This is a genomic window from Chromobacterium piscinae, assembly GCF_021129175.1.
Classification (GTDB): Bacteria; Pseudomonadota; Gammaproteobacteria; order Burkholderiales; family Chromobacteriaceae; genus Chromobacterium; species Chromobacterium piscinae.
This window is the reverse complement of sequence record NZ_JAJOHV010000023.1, coordinates 44,995-60,759: the sequence shown is the minus strand read 5'-3', so window position 1 is coordinate 60,759 and position 15,765 is coordinate 44,995. Positions and strand designations below refer to the sequence as shown.

At 67.1% G+C, this 15,765-nt stretch carries 13 protein-coding genes; 3 read left to right on the top strand and 10 right to left on the bottom strand.

The window, feature by feature from the left end; all coding sequences use genetic code 11:
• A partial coding sequence (locus tag LQR33_RS08455) for a uroporphyrinogen-III synthase (protein WP_231468339.1) occupies positions 1–414 on the bottom strand: 414 nt, incomplete at its 3' end.
• Between the two features lie 7 nt (positions 415–421).
• Entirely contained in the window at positions 422–1,351 is a 930-nt protein-coding gene (hemC, locus tag LQR33_RS08450) for a hydroxymethylbilane synthase (RefSeq protein WP_231468337.1), read from the bottom strand.
• 236 nt (positions 1,352–1,587) lie between these two features.
• Between hemC and ppc the strand changes: the two genes are divergently transcribed.
• The gene (ppc, locus tag LQR33_RS08445) at positions 1,588–4,284 is read left to right on the top strand and encodes a phosphoenolpyruvate carboxylase (RefSeq protein WP_231468335.1); all 2,697 of its coding nucleotides are present in this window, start codon (positions 1,588–1,590) and stop codon (positions 4,282–4,284) included.
• Between the two features lie 158 nt (positions 4,285–4,442).
• On the opposite strand, the gene LQR33_RS08440 is transcribed toward ppc, so the two are convergent.
• Both LQR33_RS08440 and LQR33_RS08435 read right to left on the bottom strand, forming a co-directional pair.
• Complete coding sequence (locus tag LQR33_RS08440) at positions 4,443–5,690, bottom strand: M28 family metallopeptidase (protein ID WP_221668974.1); 1,248 nt, start codon at positions 5,688–5,690, stop codon at positions 4,443–4,445.
• A gap of 91 nt (positions 5,691–5,781) precedes the next feature.
• Positions 5,782–7,251: a M4 family metallopeptidase gene (locus LQR33_RS08435; RefSeq protein ID WP_166438852.1), complete on the bottom strand. Its 1,470-nt coding sequence runs from the start codon at positions 7,249–7,251 to the stop codon at positions 5,782–5,784.
• A gap of 352 nt (positions 7,252–7,603) precedes the next feature.
• Here LQR33_RS08435 and LQR33_RS08430 point away from each other — a divergent pair, with 352 nt between their 5' ends.
• Positions 7,604–7,870 carry a hypothetical protein gene (locus LQR33_RS08430; RefSeq protein WP_221668973.1) on the top strand — a complete coding sequence of 89 codons (267 nt, stop codon included), beginning with the start codon at positions 7,604–7,606 and terminating at the stop codon, positions 7,868–7,870.
• A 46-nt stretch (positions 7,871–7,916) separates the two neighbouring features.
• On the opposite strand, the gene pdxH is transcribed toward LQR33_RS08430, so the two are convergent.
• The 3 genes from pdxH to LQR33_RS08415 form a co-directional block, all read right to left on the bottom strand.
• The gene (gene pdxH, locus LQR33_RS08425; RefSeq protein WP_221664563.1) at positions 7,917–8,558 is read right to left on the bottom strand and encodes a pyridoxamine 5'-phosphate oxidase; all 642 of its coding nucleotides are present in this window, start codon (positions 8,556–8,558) and stop codon (positions 7,917–7,919) included.
• Between the two features lie 101 nt (positions 8,559–8,659).
• Positions 8,660–9,484, bottom strand: a complete 825-nt coding sequence (locus LQR33_RS08420; protein WP_021478874.1) for a S1/P1 nuclease — start codon at positions 9,482–9,484, stop codon at positions 8,660–8,662.
• A gap of 145 nt (positions 9,485–9,629) precedes the next feature.
• Positions 9,630–10,529 carry a LysR family transcriptional regulator gene (locus LQR33_RS08415; protein WP_231468333.1) on the bottom strand — a complete coding sequence of 300 codons (900 nt, stop codon included), beginning with the start codon at positions 10,527–10,529 and terminating at the stop codon, positions 9,630–9,632.
• Between the two features lie 91 nt (positions 10,530–10,620).
• Here LQR33_RS08415 and LQR33_RS08410 point away from each other — a divergent pair, with 91 nt between their 5' ends.
• Entirely contained in the window at positions 10,621–11,535 is a 915-nt protein-coding gene (locus LQR33_RS08410) for a DMT family transporter (RefSeq protein WP_221668972.1), read from the top strand.
• Between the two features lie 74 nt (positions 11,536–11,609).
• Here LQR33_RS08410 and LQR33_RS08405 read toward each other — a convergent pair whose 3' ends face one another.
• The 3 genes from LQR33_RS08405 to LQR33_RS08395 all read right to left on the bottom strand — a co-directional run bounded on the left by LQR33_RS08405 (position 11,610) and on the right by LQR33_RS08395 (position 15,679).
• A complete protein-coding gene (locus tag LQR33_RS08405) occupies positions 11,610–12,416 on the bottom strand; it encodes a DUF2145 domain-containing protein (protein WP_231468331.1) in 807 nt (268 codons plus the stop codon).
• Positions 12,413–12,877 carry a hypothetical protein gene (locus LQR33_RS08400; RefSeq protein ID WP_221668970.1) on the bottom strand — a complete coding sequence of 155 codons (465 nt, stop codon included), beginning with the start codon at positions 12,875–12,877 and terminating at the stop codon, positions 12,413–12,415. Before LQR33_RS08400 ends, LQR33_RS08405 begins: the two co-directional genes overlap by 4 nt.
• Before the next feature lie 69 nt (positions 12,878–12,946).
• A complete protein-coding gene (locus LQR33_RS08395) occupies positions 12,947–15,679 on the bottom strand; it encodes a DEAD/DEAH box helicase (protein WP_231468329.1) in 2,733 nt (910 codons plus the stop codon).
• Positions 15,680–15,765: the final 86 nt, after the last annotated feature.

The following is a 15,765-nucleotide window of genomic DNA, read 5'->3' as shown; positions in this document are numbered from 1 at the left end:
CGCCAGCAGCGCGCGGCCGCCCTCGCCGCGGATGATCAGCCAGCGCTGGCCGGACGCGTCGGCCAGCTCCGGCAGCGCCAACAGCGCCTCGCTGTCGCTGCCCGCGGCCGGATGCAACACAGTCTGGCCGGAAAGATCGGCCAGCCGCTTCGCGCTGGCCGCTCCGACGCAGGCCAGGCGCTTGCCGGACAGATCCAGGCCCGCCAACACCGGCCATGCCGTGTCTATCGCACTGGGGCTGACCCAGAACAGCGTATCGGCTTGCACTGCCCGCGCCGGCAACGTGGCCAGGGCGGCGGGCAACGGCTCGATTTCCATCAGCGGCAGATGCTCTGCCTGCCAGCCCTCGGCGCGCAATTTCCCGAGCAGACCGGCGCACTGCGCCAGCGGACGGGCAGCGAGTACGCGTGTCATCGCCGGCTTAGCGCGGCTCGGCCAGCACCGCGTCTATCAGCGGACGGGCGCCGGCGTCGATCAGCTTCTTCGCCACCGCGCGGCCCAGTGCTTCGGCATAGTCGGCCGGCGCGCTGGCGCTGGCGGTCAGCACCACCGAGCCATCAGGATGGGCGACCAGTCCGCCCAGGGTCAGCGCGCCGTCGGCCAGCGTGGCGAACGCGCCCAACGGCACCTGGCAGCTGCCGCCCAGCTCCTTGGCCAGCGCGCGCTCGGCGGCGGTACAGGCGCGGGTGTCCGGGTGGTTCAGCGGCGCCAGCAGCGCCAGCAGGTCGGCGCGGCCTTCGCGGATCTCGATGCCCAGCGCGCCCTGTCCTGCGGCGGGCAGGCTTTCCGACGGCGCGAGCTCGCCCTTGATGCGCTCGGCCAGGCCCAGGCGCTTCAGGCCGGCGGCGGCCAGGATGATGGCGTCGAACTCGCCGTCGTCCAGCTTCCTCAACCGGGTCTGCACATTGCCGCGCAGCGGCTTCACCGCCAATTGCGGGAAGCGGGCGCGCAGCTGGGCCTCCCGCCGCAGGCTGGAGGTGCCGACCACGCTGCCGGCCGGCAGCTCGGACAGGCTCTGGTAGCGGTTGGAGACGAAGGCGTCGCGCGGGTCTTCGCGCTCGCACACCGCTGCCAGGACGAAGCCGTCCGGCAGCGTCATCGGCACATCCTTCAGCGAATGCACGGCCAAGTCGGCGCGGCCCTCCAGCAGCGCCTGCTCCAGCTCTTTGACGAACAGCCCCTTGCCGCCGATCTTGGACAGCGTCTTGTCCAGAATCTGGTCGCCCTGGGTGGTCATGCCCAGGATTTCCACTGCCAGGTGCGGGTACAGCGCTTGCAGCCGGGCCTGGATATGCTCGGCCTGCCACATGGCCAGCCGGCTTTCGCGGCTGGCGATGACGATCTTGTCCATGAAACCGGATCCCAATAGAGAGGGTGTAATCAGCTCAGGATTCTACCACGCTGCCGTCATGGGCTTGGCCCGGTTGTTGCTGCGACGCAGCAAGATCAAGGCAAGACACGGAAAAATGCCGTAGCGTGTCCACTACGGCGCGGAAGCTGCTTATGATGAATGTTTGCCCGCGGCTGGTGAGGCATGGCCATGGAGGCCGTGGCCATGCCTGACGAGTCGAACACGGGAACAAGAATATGAGCGATCACGACAAGGACCTGCCCCTGCGGGCAGACCTGGCCTGCCTGGACCGGCTGCTGTCGGAAGTGGTGGGCGAACAAGAGGGCGCGGTGGTGTCCGGCGCGGTGCAGGCGATCGCGCTGCGGCGCGGCGACGAGCGCAGCCATCCGCTGCCGCAGTTGGCCCCGGAGGCGGCGGCTTCGCTGCTGCGCGCCTGCGGCCTGTACGCGCAGCTGTTCAACATCGCCGAAGACCTGCACCACAATCGCCGCCGCCGCGCCCACCAGCTGGCGGGCTCCGCGCCGCAGCAGGGCAGCCTGCCGCGAGCGCTGCAGCGGCTGCGCCAGGACGGCGTCAGCTTCCACGCGCTGCACCAGTTGCTCAGCCATGCCAGAGTGGGCGCCATTCTCACCGCCCACCCGACCGAGGTGCAGCGCCAGAGCGTGCTGGACGGCCACCGCGCAGTGCGCCGTTTCCTGTCGCAGCTGAACGCGGCGGACCTGACACCCGAGGAGCGCGAGGAGCTGGAAGCCAAGCTGAAACGGGCCATCCTGGCCCTGTGGCAGACCTCCGAGATCCGCCACTTCAAGATGACGGTGCGCGACGAGATCACCAATGGCGTCGCCTACCACCCGCTGGCCTTCTTCGAGGCGCTGCCGGCGCTATACCGCCGGCTGGAGCGCGAAATCGGCCAATTGTGGGGCGAGGAGGCGCGGCTGCCGTCGTTCATCCGCGTCGGCAGCTGGATAGGCGGCGACCGCGACGGCAACCCCAATGTCGACGCCGGCCTGCTGCGCCACGCGGTGACGCGCCAGTCGCAGCAGGCGTTCGAACACTATCTGCAGGAGCTGAAGAGCCTGTACCGCGAGCTGTCGCTGTCGTCGCGGCTGGTGGATGCCGGCACCGAGGTTCTGGCGCTGGCCGAGCGCTCGCCGGACCAGGCGGTCAGCCGCGGCGAAGAACCGTACCGCCGCGCGCTGGCGACGATGCAGGGCAAGCTGCGCGCCACGGCCCGACTGCGCGGCGTCGAGCTGGCCTGCCGCTGGGACGAGCGCGCGCCCTACCGCGACCACCGCGAGCTGATCCAGGATCTGGCCAGCCTGTCCGCCTCGCTGCGCGCCCACGGCAGCGCGCTGCTGGCCGACGGCCGGCTATCGCGGCTGATCCGCAGCGTTGATGTGTTCGGCTTCTTCCTGATGCCGCTGGACCTGCGCCAGCACGCGGCGGTACACGAGGGCGTGGTGGCCGAGCTGTTCAGCGCCGCCGGCCTGGAGGAATACCGCGCGCTGGACGAAGCGGCGCGGGTGCGGGTGCTGACCCGCGAGCTGGCGACGCCGCGGTTGCTGTTCTCGCCCTACCTGCGCTACGGCGAGCAGGCCGAAAAAGAACTGGCGATTTTCCGAGAAGCGGCGGCGATCCAGCGCGATTTCGGCGTCGAGGCCATCGGCCAATGCATCATCTCCAACTGCGCCAGCGTCAGCGACATCCTGGCGCTGGCGCTGCTGTGCAAGGAAGCCGGCCTGATCCGTCTGGAAGACGGCCAGCCGCGCGCCAGCGTCAACCTGGTGCCGCTGTTCGAAACCATCGCCGACCTGGAAAACAGCGAAACGGTGATGCGCGCGCTGTTCGCGCTGCCTTGGTACAAGCAGCTTTTGGACAGCCGCGAGCGGGTGCAGGAAGTGATGCTCGGCTATTCCGACAGCAACAAGGACGGCGGCTATCTGACCAGCCAGTGGCAGCTGTGGCAGGCGGAGACGCGGCTGGTGCGGGTATTCGCCGACGCCGGCGCGCGGCTGCAGCTGTTCCACGGCCGCGGCGGCTCGGTCGGCCGCGGCGGCGGCCCGTCGTACGAGGCCATCGTCGCCCAGCCGGCAGGCAGCGTCGCCGGCCGCATCCGCATCACCGAGCAGGGCGAGGTGATCACCGCCAAGTATTCCGATCCGGCCATCGCCGGCCGCAATCTGGAGGCGCTGGTGGCGGCAACGCTGGAGGCCAGCCTGGGCAACATCCCGGGCGGCGAGGTGGACACCGCGCTGTTCGACGAGCTGTCGGCCAGCGCCTTCTCCGCCTACCGCGCGCTGGTGGAAACGCCGGGCTTCATGCAGTACTTCCTGGAGGCGACGCCGGTGACCGCGATCGCCCGGCTCAACATCGGCAGCCGGCCGGCCTCGCGCAAGAGCCTGTCGTCCATCGGCGACCTGCGGGCGATACCGTGGGTGTTCTCGTGGTCGCAGTCGCGGCTGATGCTGCCGGGCTGGTTCGGCGTCGGCTCGGCGGTGGCCGCCTATGTGCAGAAGCACGGCGACGCCGGCCTGGCCAAGCTGCAGCATCTGTACCGCCATTCGCCGTTCTTCCAGGTGGTGCTGTCCAATATGGAGCAGGTACTGGCCAAGGCCGACCTGGGCATCGCCCGCCGCTTCTCCGAGCTGGTGGACGACCGCGAGCTGGCGGCGCGGCTGTTCGACGCGATCGAGGCCGAATGGCGCAAGACCCACGACGCCTTCTTCGCCATCACCGGACAGGCCGAGCTGCTGGAAAGCAACCCGACGCTGCGCCGCAGCCTGGAAACGCGGCTGCCCTTCCTCGACGCGCTGGGCCTGCTGCAAGCCGACTTGCTGGCCAGGCTGCGCGCCGAGCCGGAGGACGAGGACACGCTGTACGCGATCCACCTGACCATCAACGGCACCTCGGCCGGCCTGCGCAACACCGGCTGAGCGTCCGCCAGGCGCGGCATCAAGCTTCCTGGCGATTCGTCTGGAGGCCCGCCGCGAACCGGCGGGTGGTTGCCGACAAAAAGAACGCGGGGCCGGCAAAACCGGCTCCGCGTCGCGGCAACCGCCGCGGCAGGAGCGCCGCCGCGGCGAAAACAGACTCAGCGCAACTTGGCCGCCGGGCCGTCGCTGCCCAGCTCAACCGCGTAGGCCAGCGCCAGCTGCGAGAATTTCAGCGCATGCTTGGCCTGGTTGCCCGAGCTCGCCAGCGTATCGTTGCGGCTATGGATGTAGGGATTGGAGTTGTTGAAGCTGGACTCGAACGGGAACGATGCCGCATAGCCCTGCGCGTTCCACGAAGCGTGGTCGGAGCAAGCGTAGCCGCACTGGCTGTAGCCGACTTTCAGGCTGGGCAGGTAGACCTTGGCCAGATTGGCCAGGAAGGTGTTCTGCGCGGCGTTGGTGTAGTCGGTGAACAGGAAGATGTCCTGCGCGTCGCCCTGATAGTTGGTCATGTCCAGCTGCAGCGCACCCACCACCTTGGCCTGCTGCTGCTTGAAGCGCTTGGCGATGTCGGCCGAGCCGCGCAGGCCCACTTCTTCCGCCGAGTACGCCATGAACTTGATGGTGCGGCGCGGCTGGTAGTTGCCGGCCAGCAACACGCGGATCACCTCGGTCAGGCTGGCGACGCCGGAAGCGTCGTCGTCGGCGCCCGGCGCGCGGCTGCTCTCGCCGGTGCCGCTGCCGACGGTGGAGTCCAGATGGCCGCCCAGCACGATGGTCTCGGCCGAGTTGTCGGTGCCCTTGATGGTCAGGATCACCGATTTCTGCGGCCAGCTGGCGTGGGCGAACTGCTCGACGGTGACGTCGCCGCGGTTGCCAGCGAGCTGCTTCCATTGGGCGGCGATCCAGTTGGACGCGTTGACGCCGTGGCTGGTGGTGTAGAAGCGGTTCTGATAGTTGGACAGCGACTGGATGGTGCCGAGGATGTTGCTGTCCTGCAGTTGCGGCAGCAGCTGGTTGACCGCGGCCTGATTGTCTATCGCGTAGCTGGGCGCGACGAGGCCGGCCAGCGGCGCGGCCGCGCCTTTCAGCGCGGCCTGGGCCTCCTTCAGGTCGCGATGGACGATGAAGCCGCCGCAATGGCGCAGGTTTTCATGGATGGAGTCGGACAGCTTGGGCAGCAAGGCCTCGTCCACCTGAACCAGATGCACGGTTTCTCCGACGGCTCCTTTGGCGAGACGGCCGTCCGCCGCCAGCTGGCGGCTTTCCCGGCTCTTGGCGCCGGCATCGAGCTTGCGCAGCAGCTGGTAGCCCTGATCGCCTACCGAAATCCAGACCGGCTGGGCCTGGGCGACACCGGCCAGGCCCAACAGGACCAGCAGGGCGCTTTGACGCAGTTTCAACATATGAGGGACTCCCGAGCGAAGGCCGGCGCCTCACAGCGCCGGCCGGGCAGTCAGATGCGACCCCGGACGGGGCCGCGTTGGCAATGATGGCTTATTGGCAAGTCACGCCGACAGCGGCGAAGGCCTTGGTGACGTCGGCGCTGCTGTAGCCGCGCGCATCGGCCGCCTTGATCACGCCGCAAGCGGCGCTGTTGTAGGTGGCGTTGGCGGTCCAGTACAGGCGGTTAGCGTCGACGAACACTTCAAAAGCCTTGCGGGTGTTCCAGCTCGGGCTGGTGGCGATCAGGTAGAACGCCTTGTTGTACACGCCGCTGGAGTAGTGCACATCCAGACCGTTGTAGTAGTCCTTGGCGTGGCCGATCGACTGGCCATCCTTGGTCGGATCAGCGAAGTAGCGCAGCGCGCCGGTCTTCTTGAAGATTTCAGCGCCGACCAGGAAGTCGTTCTTGCCCTTCATGTAGTACTCGGCGGCTTCGCCGGCCATGTCGGAGAACGCCTCGTTGATGCCGCCGGACTGGCCGCTGTAGACCAGGCCGGAGTTCTGCTCGGTAAAGCCGTGGCTGACCTCATGCGCGGACACGTCCAGCGACACCAGCGGATAGAAGGTGCTGGCGCCATCGCCGAAGGTCATCGCGGTGCCGTCCCAGAACGCGTTCTCGTAGTTGCGGCTGTAGTGCACCTTCATCAGCAGCTTCTGGTTGATCGGCTTCAGGTTGAACCAGTCCTTGTACAGGTTGAACACCACGTTGCCGAAATAGTGGGCATCGTTCAGCGGCGAATAGGCGCCGTTGATCTGCTTGTAGGTATTGGTCGGGCAGGCGAATTTGTACGGGGTGGTGCCGCTGGTGCCGCCGTTCAGGTTGACGGTGGCGACGTTGCCGCTGTCCATCTTGCAATCGCTAGTGACGATCAACGGACCGTAGTCGGTGCCGTACAGGTACTTGCCGGTCTTAGTGTTGCCGCCAGGGCCGTTGGCCTCGGCATGGTTCAGGCCTTCCCACTGCTTCAACACTTGGCCGCTGTTGGCGTCGATGATCAGGTGAGGACGGCTCGGCTCCTTGCCGTCGACGACGAAGGACACCAGGTAAACCAGCTGAGCGACGTTGCGCTCGTTCAGACGCACTACCAGCTCGGCTTTGTCGTTGTAGGTGGGGTTGCCGTTGGCCTTCAGCGACTTGGCCTGGCTCAGCACCTGCGCGCCGCTCAGCGTCGGCTTGGCCGAAGCCAGATCCGACTGGATGCCGGCGATGTAGCTGCCGGACAGCTTGCCTTGAACCGCCTTCAGCGCGGCGGCCGGCTTCTCTTCCACCACGGCCTCGCCCCATACCGGCACGCCCTGGTAGTACTGCTGATAGCGGGTCACCACCTTGCCGGAGGCGAATTGGGTGCTGCGCAGCGGCTTCAAATCAGCCTGGTTGACGCCGGCGAACGCCGAGGCGCTGCTGGCCTGGGCCTTGCCCAATTTTTCCAGGTCGATACGCTCGGCAGCCATCGCCGAGGCGCTGAAGACAGCCAAAGCGGACAGGACCAAACCACGCAGCATCAGTTGCTGTTTTCTCATCACGGAACTCCAAATGTAGACGGAGCGGGACGGGATGCGTCCCGCGCAACACCGCCAGCTCATGGCCGGCGGTACCGGGAGCCGCGATCTGGCCGGGTCGGGTGGGTCGCTCCGCGGCGGAAGCGCCGTCGGAGAAGGCGGATGGCCGCGACAGACGATGATGGCCGCCGGCGCCATTCTGTGCGGGCCGTGCGCATCGTCTGCCACCGCCGGCCGCCGCCCGGTACTGCTGCCGGACAGGCCTGCGACTAGCCTTGGGACGAGCTGGAAGCGTCTGCCACGCCTCCGGACTTAACCCGGATTATCCCGGCCCGTTAAATCCCAAATGCATAAAATATGTATTGGATTTTTCTTGCCGAGATTCATCTGTACTTTTGATCAGTTGCTGAAATCATTGCAAAAAAAGACTGCGCTGAATCAATTGTCAATCAATGAATTACGTGATGATCTTGGAGTTCCGATTCAAACTGAAGAACAACAAATATTTACACATTTGTTTTTCTGTACCGGTCCTATTTGCAAAAATATGACAATTGCAGAAGAGCATGCGCCACGCGATGGCGAGGACCGCCGGAGCAGAGGAATGGCAAAGGCCCGGTTGACCGGGCCTTTTCAATGACAGGGAGAGAGAAGCGGACCGCGAACCCAGCCCGGAGGGCCAGGGGTCAGGGCGCGAGGCGGGAGCGGCGCCAGAGGCCGTCAGGCTGCAGCGTGTACAACACCCGGTCGTGCAGGCGGCTGGGGCGGCCCTGCCAAAACTCGACCCGCTCCGGCACCACCGCGTAGCCGCCCCAATGCGGCGGGCGCGGCACATTGATAGGGTGCCGGGCGCCGAACATCGCGGCGCGCGTCACCAGCACGGCCTTGGACGCGATCTCGCTGCTCTGCTCGCTGGCCCAGGCGCCTAGGCGGCTGGTATACGGACGGCTGGCGAAATAGGCGTCCGACACCTCCGGCGCCACGCGCGCGGCCTTGCCCTCCACCCTCACCTGGCGCTCCAACTCCGGCCAAAAGAAATTCAAGGCGACATAAGGATTGGCTTCCAGCGCCTGCCCCTTGCGGCTGTGGTAGTTGGTGTAGAACAGCAGCTGGCCATCCTCCACGCCCTTGAGCAAGACGATGCGGGACGACGGCCGGCCATCGGCGCCGACCGCGGCGAGGTTCATCGCCGTCGGCTCCGGCACCTGCGCGGCGATCGCCTCGTTCAGCCAGACTTCGAACTGCGCCGCCGCGTCGGGCAGGCAATCTTCCGGCGACAATTCTTTCTTCGAGTATTCCAGACGGATATCGGCAAGGTTCAGCGACATGTTTCCTCCTTGGCCGTCCATCTTAGTCGAACGCGGCCGCGCCGGAAATGCGCGCGATCAGGTTCCGCCCGCGACAGGCGGAACCTGAACCGGCGCGGCGCTTAGTTCAGCGCCTGGTTGATCACCGCCGCGATGCGGGCGCCGGCCTTGGCCAGCTGTTGGTCCACCAGCAAGCCGCCGGCGCGCAGATAGGTGTTGTCCAGATAGACCGGCGTGGACGGCGATGCGCCGCAGCTGAAGCCGGCCAGCGGGCCGTAAACATCGGCGCGCGCGTACTGGTTGGACTCATGCACCCAGTCCATCACGCTGCCGCTTTGCCAGCCGGCGACGTTGCGCTGGTACTGCTGCAGATCGCTGGCGGCCCAGGTCTTCTCGTTGGCGCCGTTCAGCTCCTGCTGCACCAGCGCGGTATCCCACACCGAGTGCAGATTGCTGACCTTCTTGCTGCCCGGCAGCTGCACCTTGAAGTCGTTGCCGCCGCGGTCCAGGTTGTCTGCCGCATGCAGCGGCTGGTGGATGTCGCCGACCATGTGGATCAGGAAGGTCAGCGCCTGCGCGCGGTCAGCCTTGCTAGCGGCGCGGTCGGCCAGCACCTTGCGGTAATGGTCGATCTGGTTGGACGCGCAGTTGCCGTCCGGGCACTCGTCCTCGGTCACGCCGCTGCAGACCGGCTCGTCGTTGTAATGCCATTGGTCGGAGCCCGGCAGGGTCTGCTTCAGATCCTGCTTGTGCTGGTCCATATACAGCGCCAGCTGGGCGAAATCGGCGTTGGGAACCAGCTTGGCCACTTCGGCCTTGGCCTTGGCGCTCAACAGTTGCTGGGCGATGTAGCCGGTGATGCGGTGGCCTTCCTGGCCCCAGGCCAGCGCCTGGGCGCTGCTGGCGGCGAACGCGGCGGACAACAGCAGTGCGAGTGCTTTCTTCATGTTCTCTCCCGGATGATTGCTTTTGTTTTGGTGGCCGGCGGAATGCCAGCGCGGCGCATCATACGGGACAAATATGAAAAACAGATAAATATTTTCACATCGAACTAATTTGATGATTTATTTTTCAGCATGAAAATATTTCAAATCAATCATTTGTGGAATCGCCTAGCCCGCTTCCCGCCCAAGCGCGCTTAATCAGCATTGTTTCCAAAGCGTGCAAGGCCGGCAGACAAGTCTGCCGGCGGCGGATCAGCAAGGTCGGCGCGCGGGACAGGTCGTCCGGCAGCGCGTGCGTCGACACCTGCGCCGCCATCTGCGGCATGCTGTCCAACAAAGCTTGGGGCAGCAAGGCCAGGCCCATGCCGCAAGCCACGCAGCTGAGCATCGCATGGTAGGAGCCCAACTCGACGATGCGCCGCGGCTGCACGCCCTGGCGCCGCAGCCAAGCCTCCAGCCGCTGGCGGTACGAGCAACCGCTGCCGAAGGTCAGCAAGGTGGAATCGGCCAGTTCTTCCAGCGACGGCGCGCCCCGCGCCGCGGCGGCCACCAGCACGATATCCTCCACCGCCACCACGGTCTGCTCCAGCCTGTCGTCGTCCAGCGGCCCGCTGGCCAGCGCCGCGTCCAACCGTCCGTCCAGCACCGCGGCGGTCAGCGTCCGCGACTCCCCGGTCTGCAACTCCAGCTGCACCGCCGGATAGCGCGCGTGATAATCGGCCAGTACCGGCGCCAACCTGGCCGCCGCCGTGCTCTCCATCGCGCCCAGCCGCAGCCGTCCGCTGGGCGCGGCGTCCGCCATCGCCAGCCTGGCCTCCTCGGCCAGGTCCAGCAGCCGCTGGGCGTAATCGTTGAGCCGCCAGGCAGCGGCGGTGGGTACCAGCCGCTTGCCCTCGCGCAGAAACAGCGCCACGCCCAGCTTGTCCTCCAGCTGGCGCAAGCGGGTGGTGACGTTGGACTGCACCCGGTGCAGCCGCTGCGCGGCGCGGGTGATGCCGTCCTCCTGCAGCACCGCCTGGAAGATTCTCAGCTCGTCCAGCTCCATCATTCTTTCCTTGAGATTATTTCAATCACAATAATTCATTTTTTAAGAATAATGAAGCGGTCTAGGATGCGGGAAACCCTTCTGGAGAATCATCATGACCTCACCAAGCATCAAGCAAGGCTATCTGGCGGCGGCCGGAGCCGTCGCCATCTGGACAGGCTTCAACATCGTGTCGCGGCTGGCCGGCAAGAGCGCGCTGGCCGGCGCCGACATCCTGGCGCTGCGCGTCGGCACCGCCGCGTTGATCCTGCTGGCCTGCGGCGGCCTGCCGCGCGGCGCGCTGCGCGACGCCCGGCTGTGGCTGCTGACCTTGCTCGGCGGCCTCGGCGTCAGCATCTTCGCCTATTGCGCGTTCAAATTCGCGCCGGCGGCGCACGGCGGCCTGTTGCTGCCCGGCCTGCAGCCCTTCTTAGTGGCGCTGGCCGCCTGGCCGCTGCTGGGGGAGACGCCGCAAAAACACAAGCTGCCCGGCTATGCGCTGATCGCGCTGGGCTTGCTGCTGAGCGCGCTGCCGCAGTTGGGCGGACACGATGCCGGCCAGGCCTGGATAGGCGATCTGATGTTGCTCGCCGCTTCGGTCAGCTGGGCGGTGTTCGGCGTGCTGGCCCGGCGCTGGAGTTTCGCAGCCTGGCCGCTGACACGCGCGATCACCATCATGGCCGCGCTGCTCTACCTGCCGGTCTATCTGCTGTGGCTGCCCAAGCATCTGGCGGAAGCCTCCTGGGGCATGCTGGCCTTCCAGGCGCTGTACCAGGGCGTGGGCGCGGCGATCCTGGCGATGCTGTTCTACCTGCGGGCGGCGGCCGTGCTGGGCGCGGTGAAGATGGGCGTGCTGTTCGCGCTGATTCCGATTCTGGCCGGCCTGTTGGCCGCGCCCTTGCTGGGAGAGCCCCTGACAACCAGCTTGGCGGCGGGCCTCGGCAGCGTCAGCCTGGGGGCATGGCTGGCGGCGCGGGAACAAAAGGCAGCGTCTCAGCCAATTCCCGCGCCCGCCGCGAGCAAGGCCTAAACACCACGCTCATGATGCGGCCAAACGCGAAAACGGCCCCGCGGGGCCGTTCAGCTCTGGTAGCCAGGAAAGTCTCAGTAGCGGCGCGGCTGCGCCCCGGCGATCTCCTCCACCTTCCAGCCTTCCTCGCGCGCGTCGAGGAACTGGATGATGGAATCGACCGACACCGTCTGGATGCGATCGGCGAAACGCAGTTCGTTGGGGTGGTCGTCGAAGGCGACGTTGGCCTTGAACATGCGGCCGCCCAGCCGGGTCATCGGCCCCAGCTTCAGCTCGGTGGGCTGGTAACCGTTCAGCTTCAGCCACATCTGCGCCTGCTCGCGGCTGCGTATCGCCGTCTCATGGCTTTCCGCCGCCACCAGCTGCTCCAGCACCCAGACGTTGGAATTCTCGTAACGGGTGGAGAACGGATAGGCCAGCAGGTTGTACTTCGCGGTGTGCAGCTCGCGCAGCTTGGCCGGCTGGTTCAGCCGCGCCAGCAAGCGCGACGCGACCTGGGGCGGCGGCACCAATGCCACCGAGTCGAAGCGGAACATGTCGTCGAGGAAGAAATTTCCCAGACCCTCGTACCACAGCTCGGAATGGTCGGTGCCGCAGTCGTTCAGCAAATGCGCCACCCGCCAGCGACGGTCCGGCTCGGCGCGATAGACGATGCCGGCGTGGGTGTAGCGCAGATTGTACTGGCTGAGGTCCTGGCCCATCCGGCCCAGCACCACTACGTCGCTGCCCAGCTGGTCCAGCCGCTGCTGCACTTTCTGCGCGGTCTGCATCGCCATGCGGAAAGTCTCCGGCGTCAGCGGCTTTTCCTCGCAGCTCTGACCGGCGACGGCCAATGCCGGCAGCATCAGCGCGAGCGCGGCAAGCAAGCGCGCCGGCCTCATCCCGGAATCCTCGAATGTTCCAGCAGCGCCTCGCCCACCTTGTTGGGGATGAAGGCCAGCACCTTGCCCGAGGCCACCAGCAGCGTGCCGCTGGCGGTGGCGGTCACCTGCACCGAAGCGCCGACGGCGGCGCCGGACGCCTTCACCGCGGAGCCGGAAACCTTGACCAGCAGCTTGGCGCCGCCCTGCACCGATTCCAGCGTCAGCTCGGCCACGTCGCCCACGCCCTGGACGATGCCGGCGATCACATAGGCACTGCCGGTCACCGCCAGCACCGGGCCCAATGCCGATTCGCCATGGCCCTGCGACGCGCCGCCCACGCTCACCACAGGCGCGGCCAGGATGGACAAGGCCCCCATGCCTATGGTTTGCGAGCCGTTATTGCCGATGGAGGGATCCGCCAACGCGGGCCAGGAAGCGGCCAGCAGCACAGCGCCGGCCAACAGGGAGTAACGCGACATGATGCAACCTTGGTGTCATGAAGATGGCTGCCATCATGCCAATTCAATTGTAAACAGGCAATTGTCCCATTACCGGACATCGCCGCGCAGCAAGGCCAGCAAGGCCTCGCCGTCCAGCCTGGCGCTGGCGTCGCCGCCAGCCAGCAGGCTGTCGGCCAGCGCGCGCTTGTCGCGGTGCAGCTCGACAATCTTTTCTTCGATGGTGCCGGCAGCCACCAGCCGGTACACCGTCACCGGCCGCTGCTGGCCCATGCGGTAGGCGCGGTCGGACGCCTGGTCTTCCACCGCCGGGTTCCACCACGGGTCCAGATGGATCACGTAGTCGGCGGCGGTAAGGTTGAGGCCGGTACCGCCGGCCTTCAGGCTGATCAGGAACATGTCGCCGTCGCCGGCCTGGAACGCGTCCATGCTGGCCTTGCGCTGCTTGGTCGGCGTGCCGCCGTCCAGATAATGGAAGCGGATGCCTTGCTGCTTCAGGTGCTCGGCCGCCAGCGCCAGGTGGTCGACGAACTGGCTGAACACCAGCGCCTTGTGCCCATTGTCCAGCAGTTCCTCGCAAATCTCGGCGAAAGCCGCCAGCTTGCTGGCCGGCAGCGCGCTGTCGGGCTGGGTGAGCCTGGGATGGCAGCAAAAGCGCCGCAGCCGGGTCAGTTCCGCCAGCGCCTGCATGCTCTGGCCGCCGGCGGCCGGATCGGCCTCCGCCACCCGCGCCAGCGCTTCCTGCCGCATCGCTTCGTAGACGTGGCGTTCTTGCTCGGACAATTCGATCAAGCGCGTGGTCTCGGTCTTGGGAGGCAATTCGGTCAGCACCTCGCGCTTGGTCCGCCTGAGCAAATAAGGCTGGATCAAGGCTTTCAGCTGCGCGCGCGCGGTTTCGTCGCCGTCGGCGATCGGCTGGGCGTAGCGCTGCTCGAACTGCGCCAGATTGCCGAGCAGGCCCGGCGCGATGAAACGGAACAGGCTCCACAGCTCGCCCAGGTGATTCTCCACCGGGGTGCCGCTGGCGGCCAGGCGGAAATCGGCGCGCAGGCTTTGCGCCACCTGGGCGCGCTGGCTTTGCGGGTTCTTGATCGCCTGGGCTTCGTCCAGCACCACCGACGCCCAATGCACGTCACCGAACGCCTCGGCCTCCCGCTGCAGCAGGCCATAGCTGACGATCACCAGATCGCCCGGCCCGACGTCGTCCAGCCTGCGCTGCTGGTGGTAGGCGCGCAAGCGCAGGCTGGGCGCGAAGCGGGCAGCCTCGGCCAGCCAGTTCAACGCCACCGAGGTCGGCGCCACCGCCAGCTGCGGGCCCAGATGGGCGCGGGTCAGCAACAGCGACAGCGTCTGCACCGTCTTGCCCAGCCCCATGTCGTCGGCGAGGCAGGCCCCCATACCCCAGTGCGCCAGCCGCGCCATCCAGGCGAAACCTTGCAGCTGGTAAGGCCGCAACGTGGCGTTAAGGTTTGGCGGCACCCGCGGCTCGAACGCCGCCGCCTCGCGCCAGCGCGCAGCCTGCTGTCGCCAGCCATCGTCGCCGTCGAACTGGCCGGCCTCCTCGCCCAGCGCCTGCAAGCGCGGGCCGGCCAAGGGGCTGATCGCCAGCCCGTCCGGCCCGGCGTGGTCCACCATCCGCGCCAATTCGCCCAGGCGCTCGCCCAGGCTGCCGGACAAGGCCAGCCAGTCGCCGTCGGACAGCTGCAGATACTTGCCCTTTTGGTTGGCCAGCGCCGCCAGCAGATGGCGCAGCGTCAGGATGCGGCCATCGTCCAGCTCCAGTTCGCCGTCGGCCTGCAGCCAGCCGCCGCGCCGCTTCACTTTCAGTTTCAGCTGCGGCATACCGTCGGCGGCGGCCAGGCGGATCTTGTCGCCCTGCGGCCACAGGCAGACGACGCGCGCCTCGCCGGCCTCCTGCAATTGCGACAATAGCGACAGGGCCGAATGCTGGTCTGCGAACAGCCAGCCGTCGCCGTCGCGCTGGCCGCGTCCTATCGCCGGGCAGGCCTCGCGCAGCGCGCGCAGCCGGGCGGCCTCCGCGGCCAAGTCGCGGATGAATTGGCGGTACGCCCCATCGACATCCAGCACCAATCCGGCCGCGCCGCGGCCCGGCGCGCTCCAGGCGGCGGCTGGATGCGGCTTGACCTTCAACTGCAAACGCAAGCCCTCCGGTTGCCGGGTCAGCAAGGCGAACAAAGTCGGATCTGCCGCCTCACTGGGCAGCGCCGGATCGAAAGCCGGGCTGGCATCCACCAAGGGCAGCCCAGGCGCGACATCGCGTATCGCCTCCAGCACCCGCTGCCGCGCCTGCCACGGCACGGTCAGGCCATGGCCGACCAAATCGGCCAGCGCCTTCAGCTCGTCGGTCAGCTGGTAGACCAGCAGCCGCTCCGGCTGCGGCCGCTGCCACAGCGCGCCGCCGCAGCCGGCCAGGCCATCCGGCAACAGCTTCAAGCGCAGCTCCGCGCCCACCCGCTCCATCTGCAGCGCCGCCTGGCCGGCCTCGACGCGGATGCGCCGCGCCGGCGCGTCGGCATCGAACAGTAGCGGATGGTCGACCAGCGCCGGCAGCAATGGCGCGGCGTCGATCAGGCCGGCGTCGCCGTCGTGCCGCTCCAGCAGCGCCAGTAACTGGCGCAACAACGGCAGGTCGTGCGGCCGCACCACCTCGGCCTGGTCTTGCAGCAAGCCGGACAGCGCACAGGCGCGGCCGCGGCTCCAGCCATCGGGGCCGGCGGTTTGCAGCAAGGGCTGCAACTGGGCGCCGGAGTCGGCCAGGCGCAAGCGCCAGATCAAGCGGGAAGAGGGTTGCGGTTCGGTCATTACGCATCGAGAAACGAGAGGTGGGGCCGATGTTGCCGGATTCGGGGCGAGCTGCAAAGGCGAATGCGAAAACGGCGGACTCAGCC

Bases quoted from the DNA above. Each gene is read 5' to 3' on its own strand.
- hemC (WP_231468337.1), bottom strand. From the start codon at position 1,351: ATGGACAAGATCGTCATCGCCAGCCGCGAAAGCCGGCTGGCCATGTGG.
- ppc (WP_231468335.1), top strand. From the start codon at position 1,588: ATGAGCGATCACGACAAGGACCTGCCCCTGCGGGCAGACCTGGCCTGC.
- LQR33_RS08440 (WP_221668974.1), bottom strand. From the start codon at position 5,690: ATGTTGAAACTGCGTCAAAGCGCCCTGCTGGTCCTGTTGGGCCTGGCC.
- LQR33_RS08435 (WP_166438852.1), bottom strand. From the start codon at position 7,251: ATGAGAAAACAGCAACTGATGCTGCGTGGTTTGGTCCTGTCCGCTTTG.
- pdxH (WP_221664563.1), bottom strand. From the start codon at position 8,558: ATGTCGCTGAACCTTGCCGATATCCGTCTGGAATACTCGAAGAAAGAA.
- LQR33_RS08420 (WP_021478874.1), bottom strand. From the start codon at position 9,484: ATGAAGAAAGCACTCGCACTGCTGTTGTCCGCCGCGTTCGCCGCCAGC.
- LQR33_RS08415 (WP_231468333.1), bottom strand. From the start codon at position 10,529: ATGATGGAGCTGGACGAGCTGAGAATCTTCCAGGCGGTGCTGCAGGAG.
- LQR33_RS08410 (WP_221668972.1), top strand. From the start codon at position 10,621: ATGACCTCACCAAGCATCAAGCAAGGCTATCTGGCGGCGGCCGGAGCC.
- LQR33_RS08405 (WP_231468331.1), bottom strand. From the start codon at position 12,416: ATGAGGCCGGCGCGCTTGCTTGCCGCGCTCGCGCTGATGCTGCCGGCA.
- LQR33_RS08400 (WP_221668970.1), bottom strand. From the start codon at position 12,877: ATGTCGCGTTACTCCCTGTTGGCCGGCGCTGTGCTGCTGGCCGCTTCC.
- LQR33_RS08395 (WP_231468329.1), bottom strand. From the start codon at position 15,679: ATGACCGAACCGCAACCCTCTTCCCGCTTGATCTGGCGCTTGCGCCTG.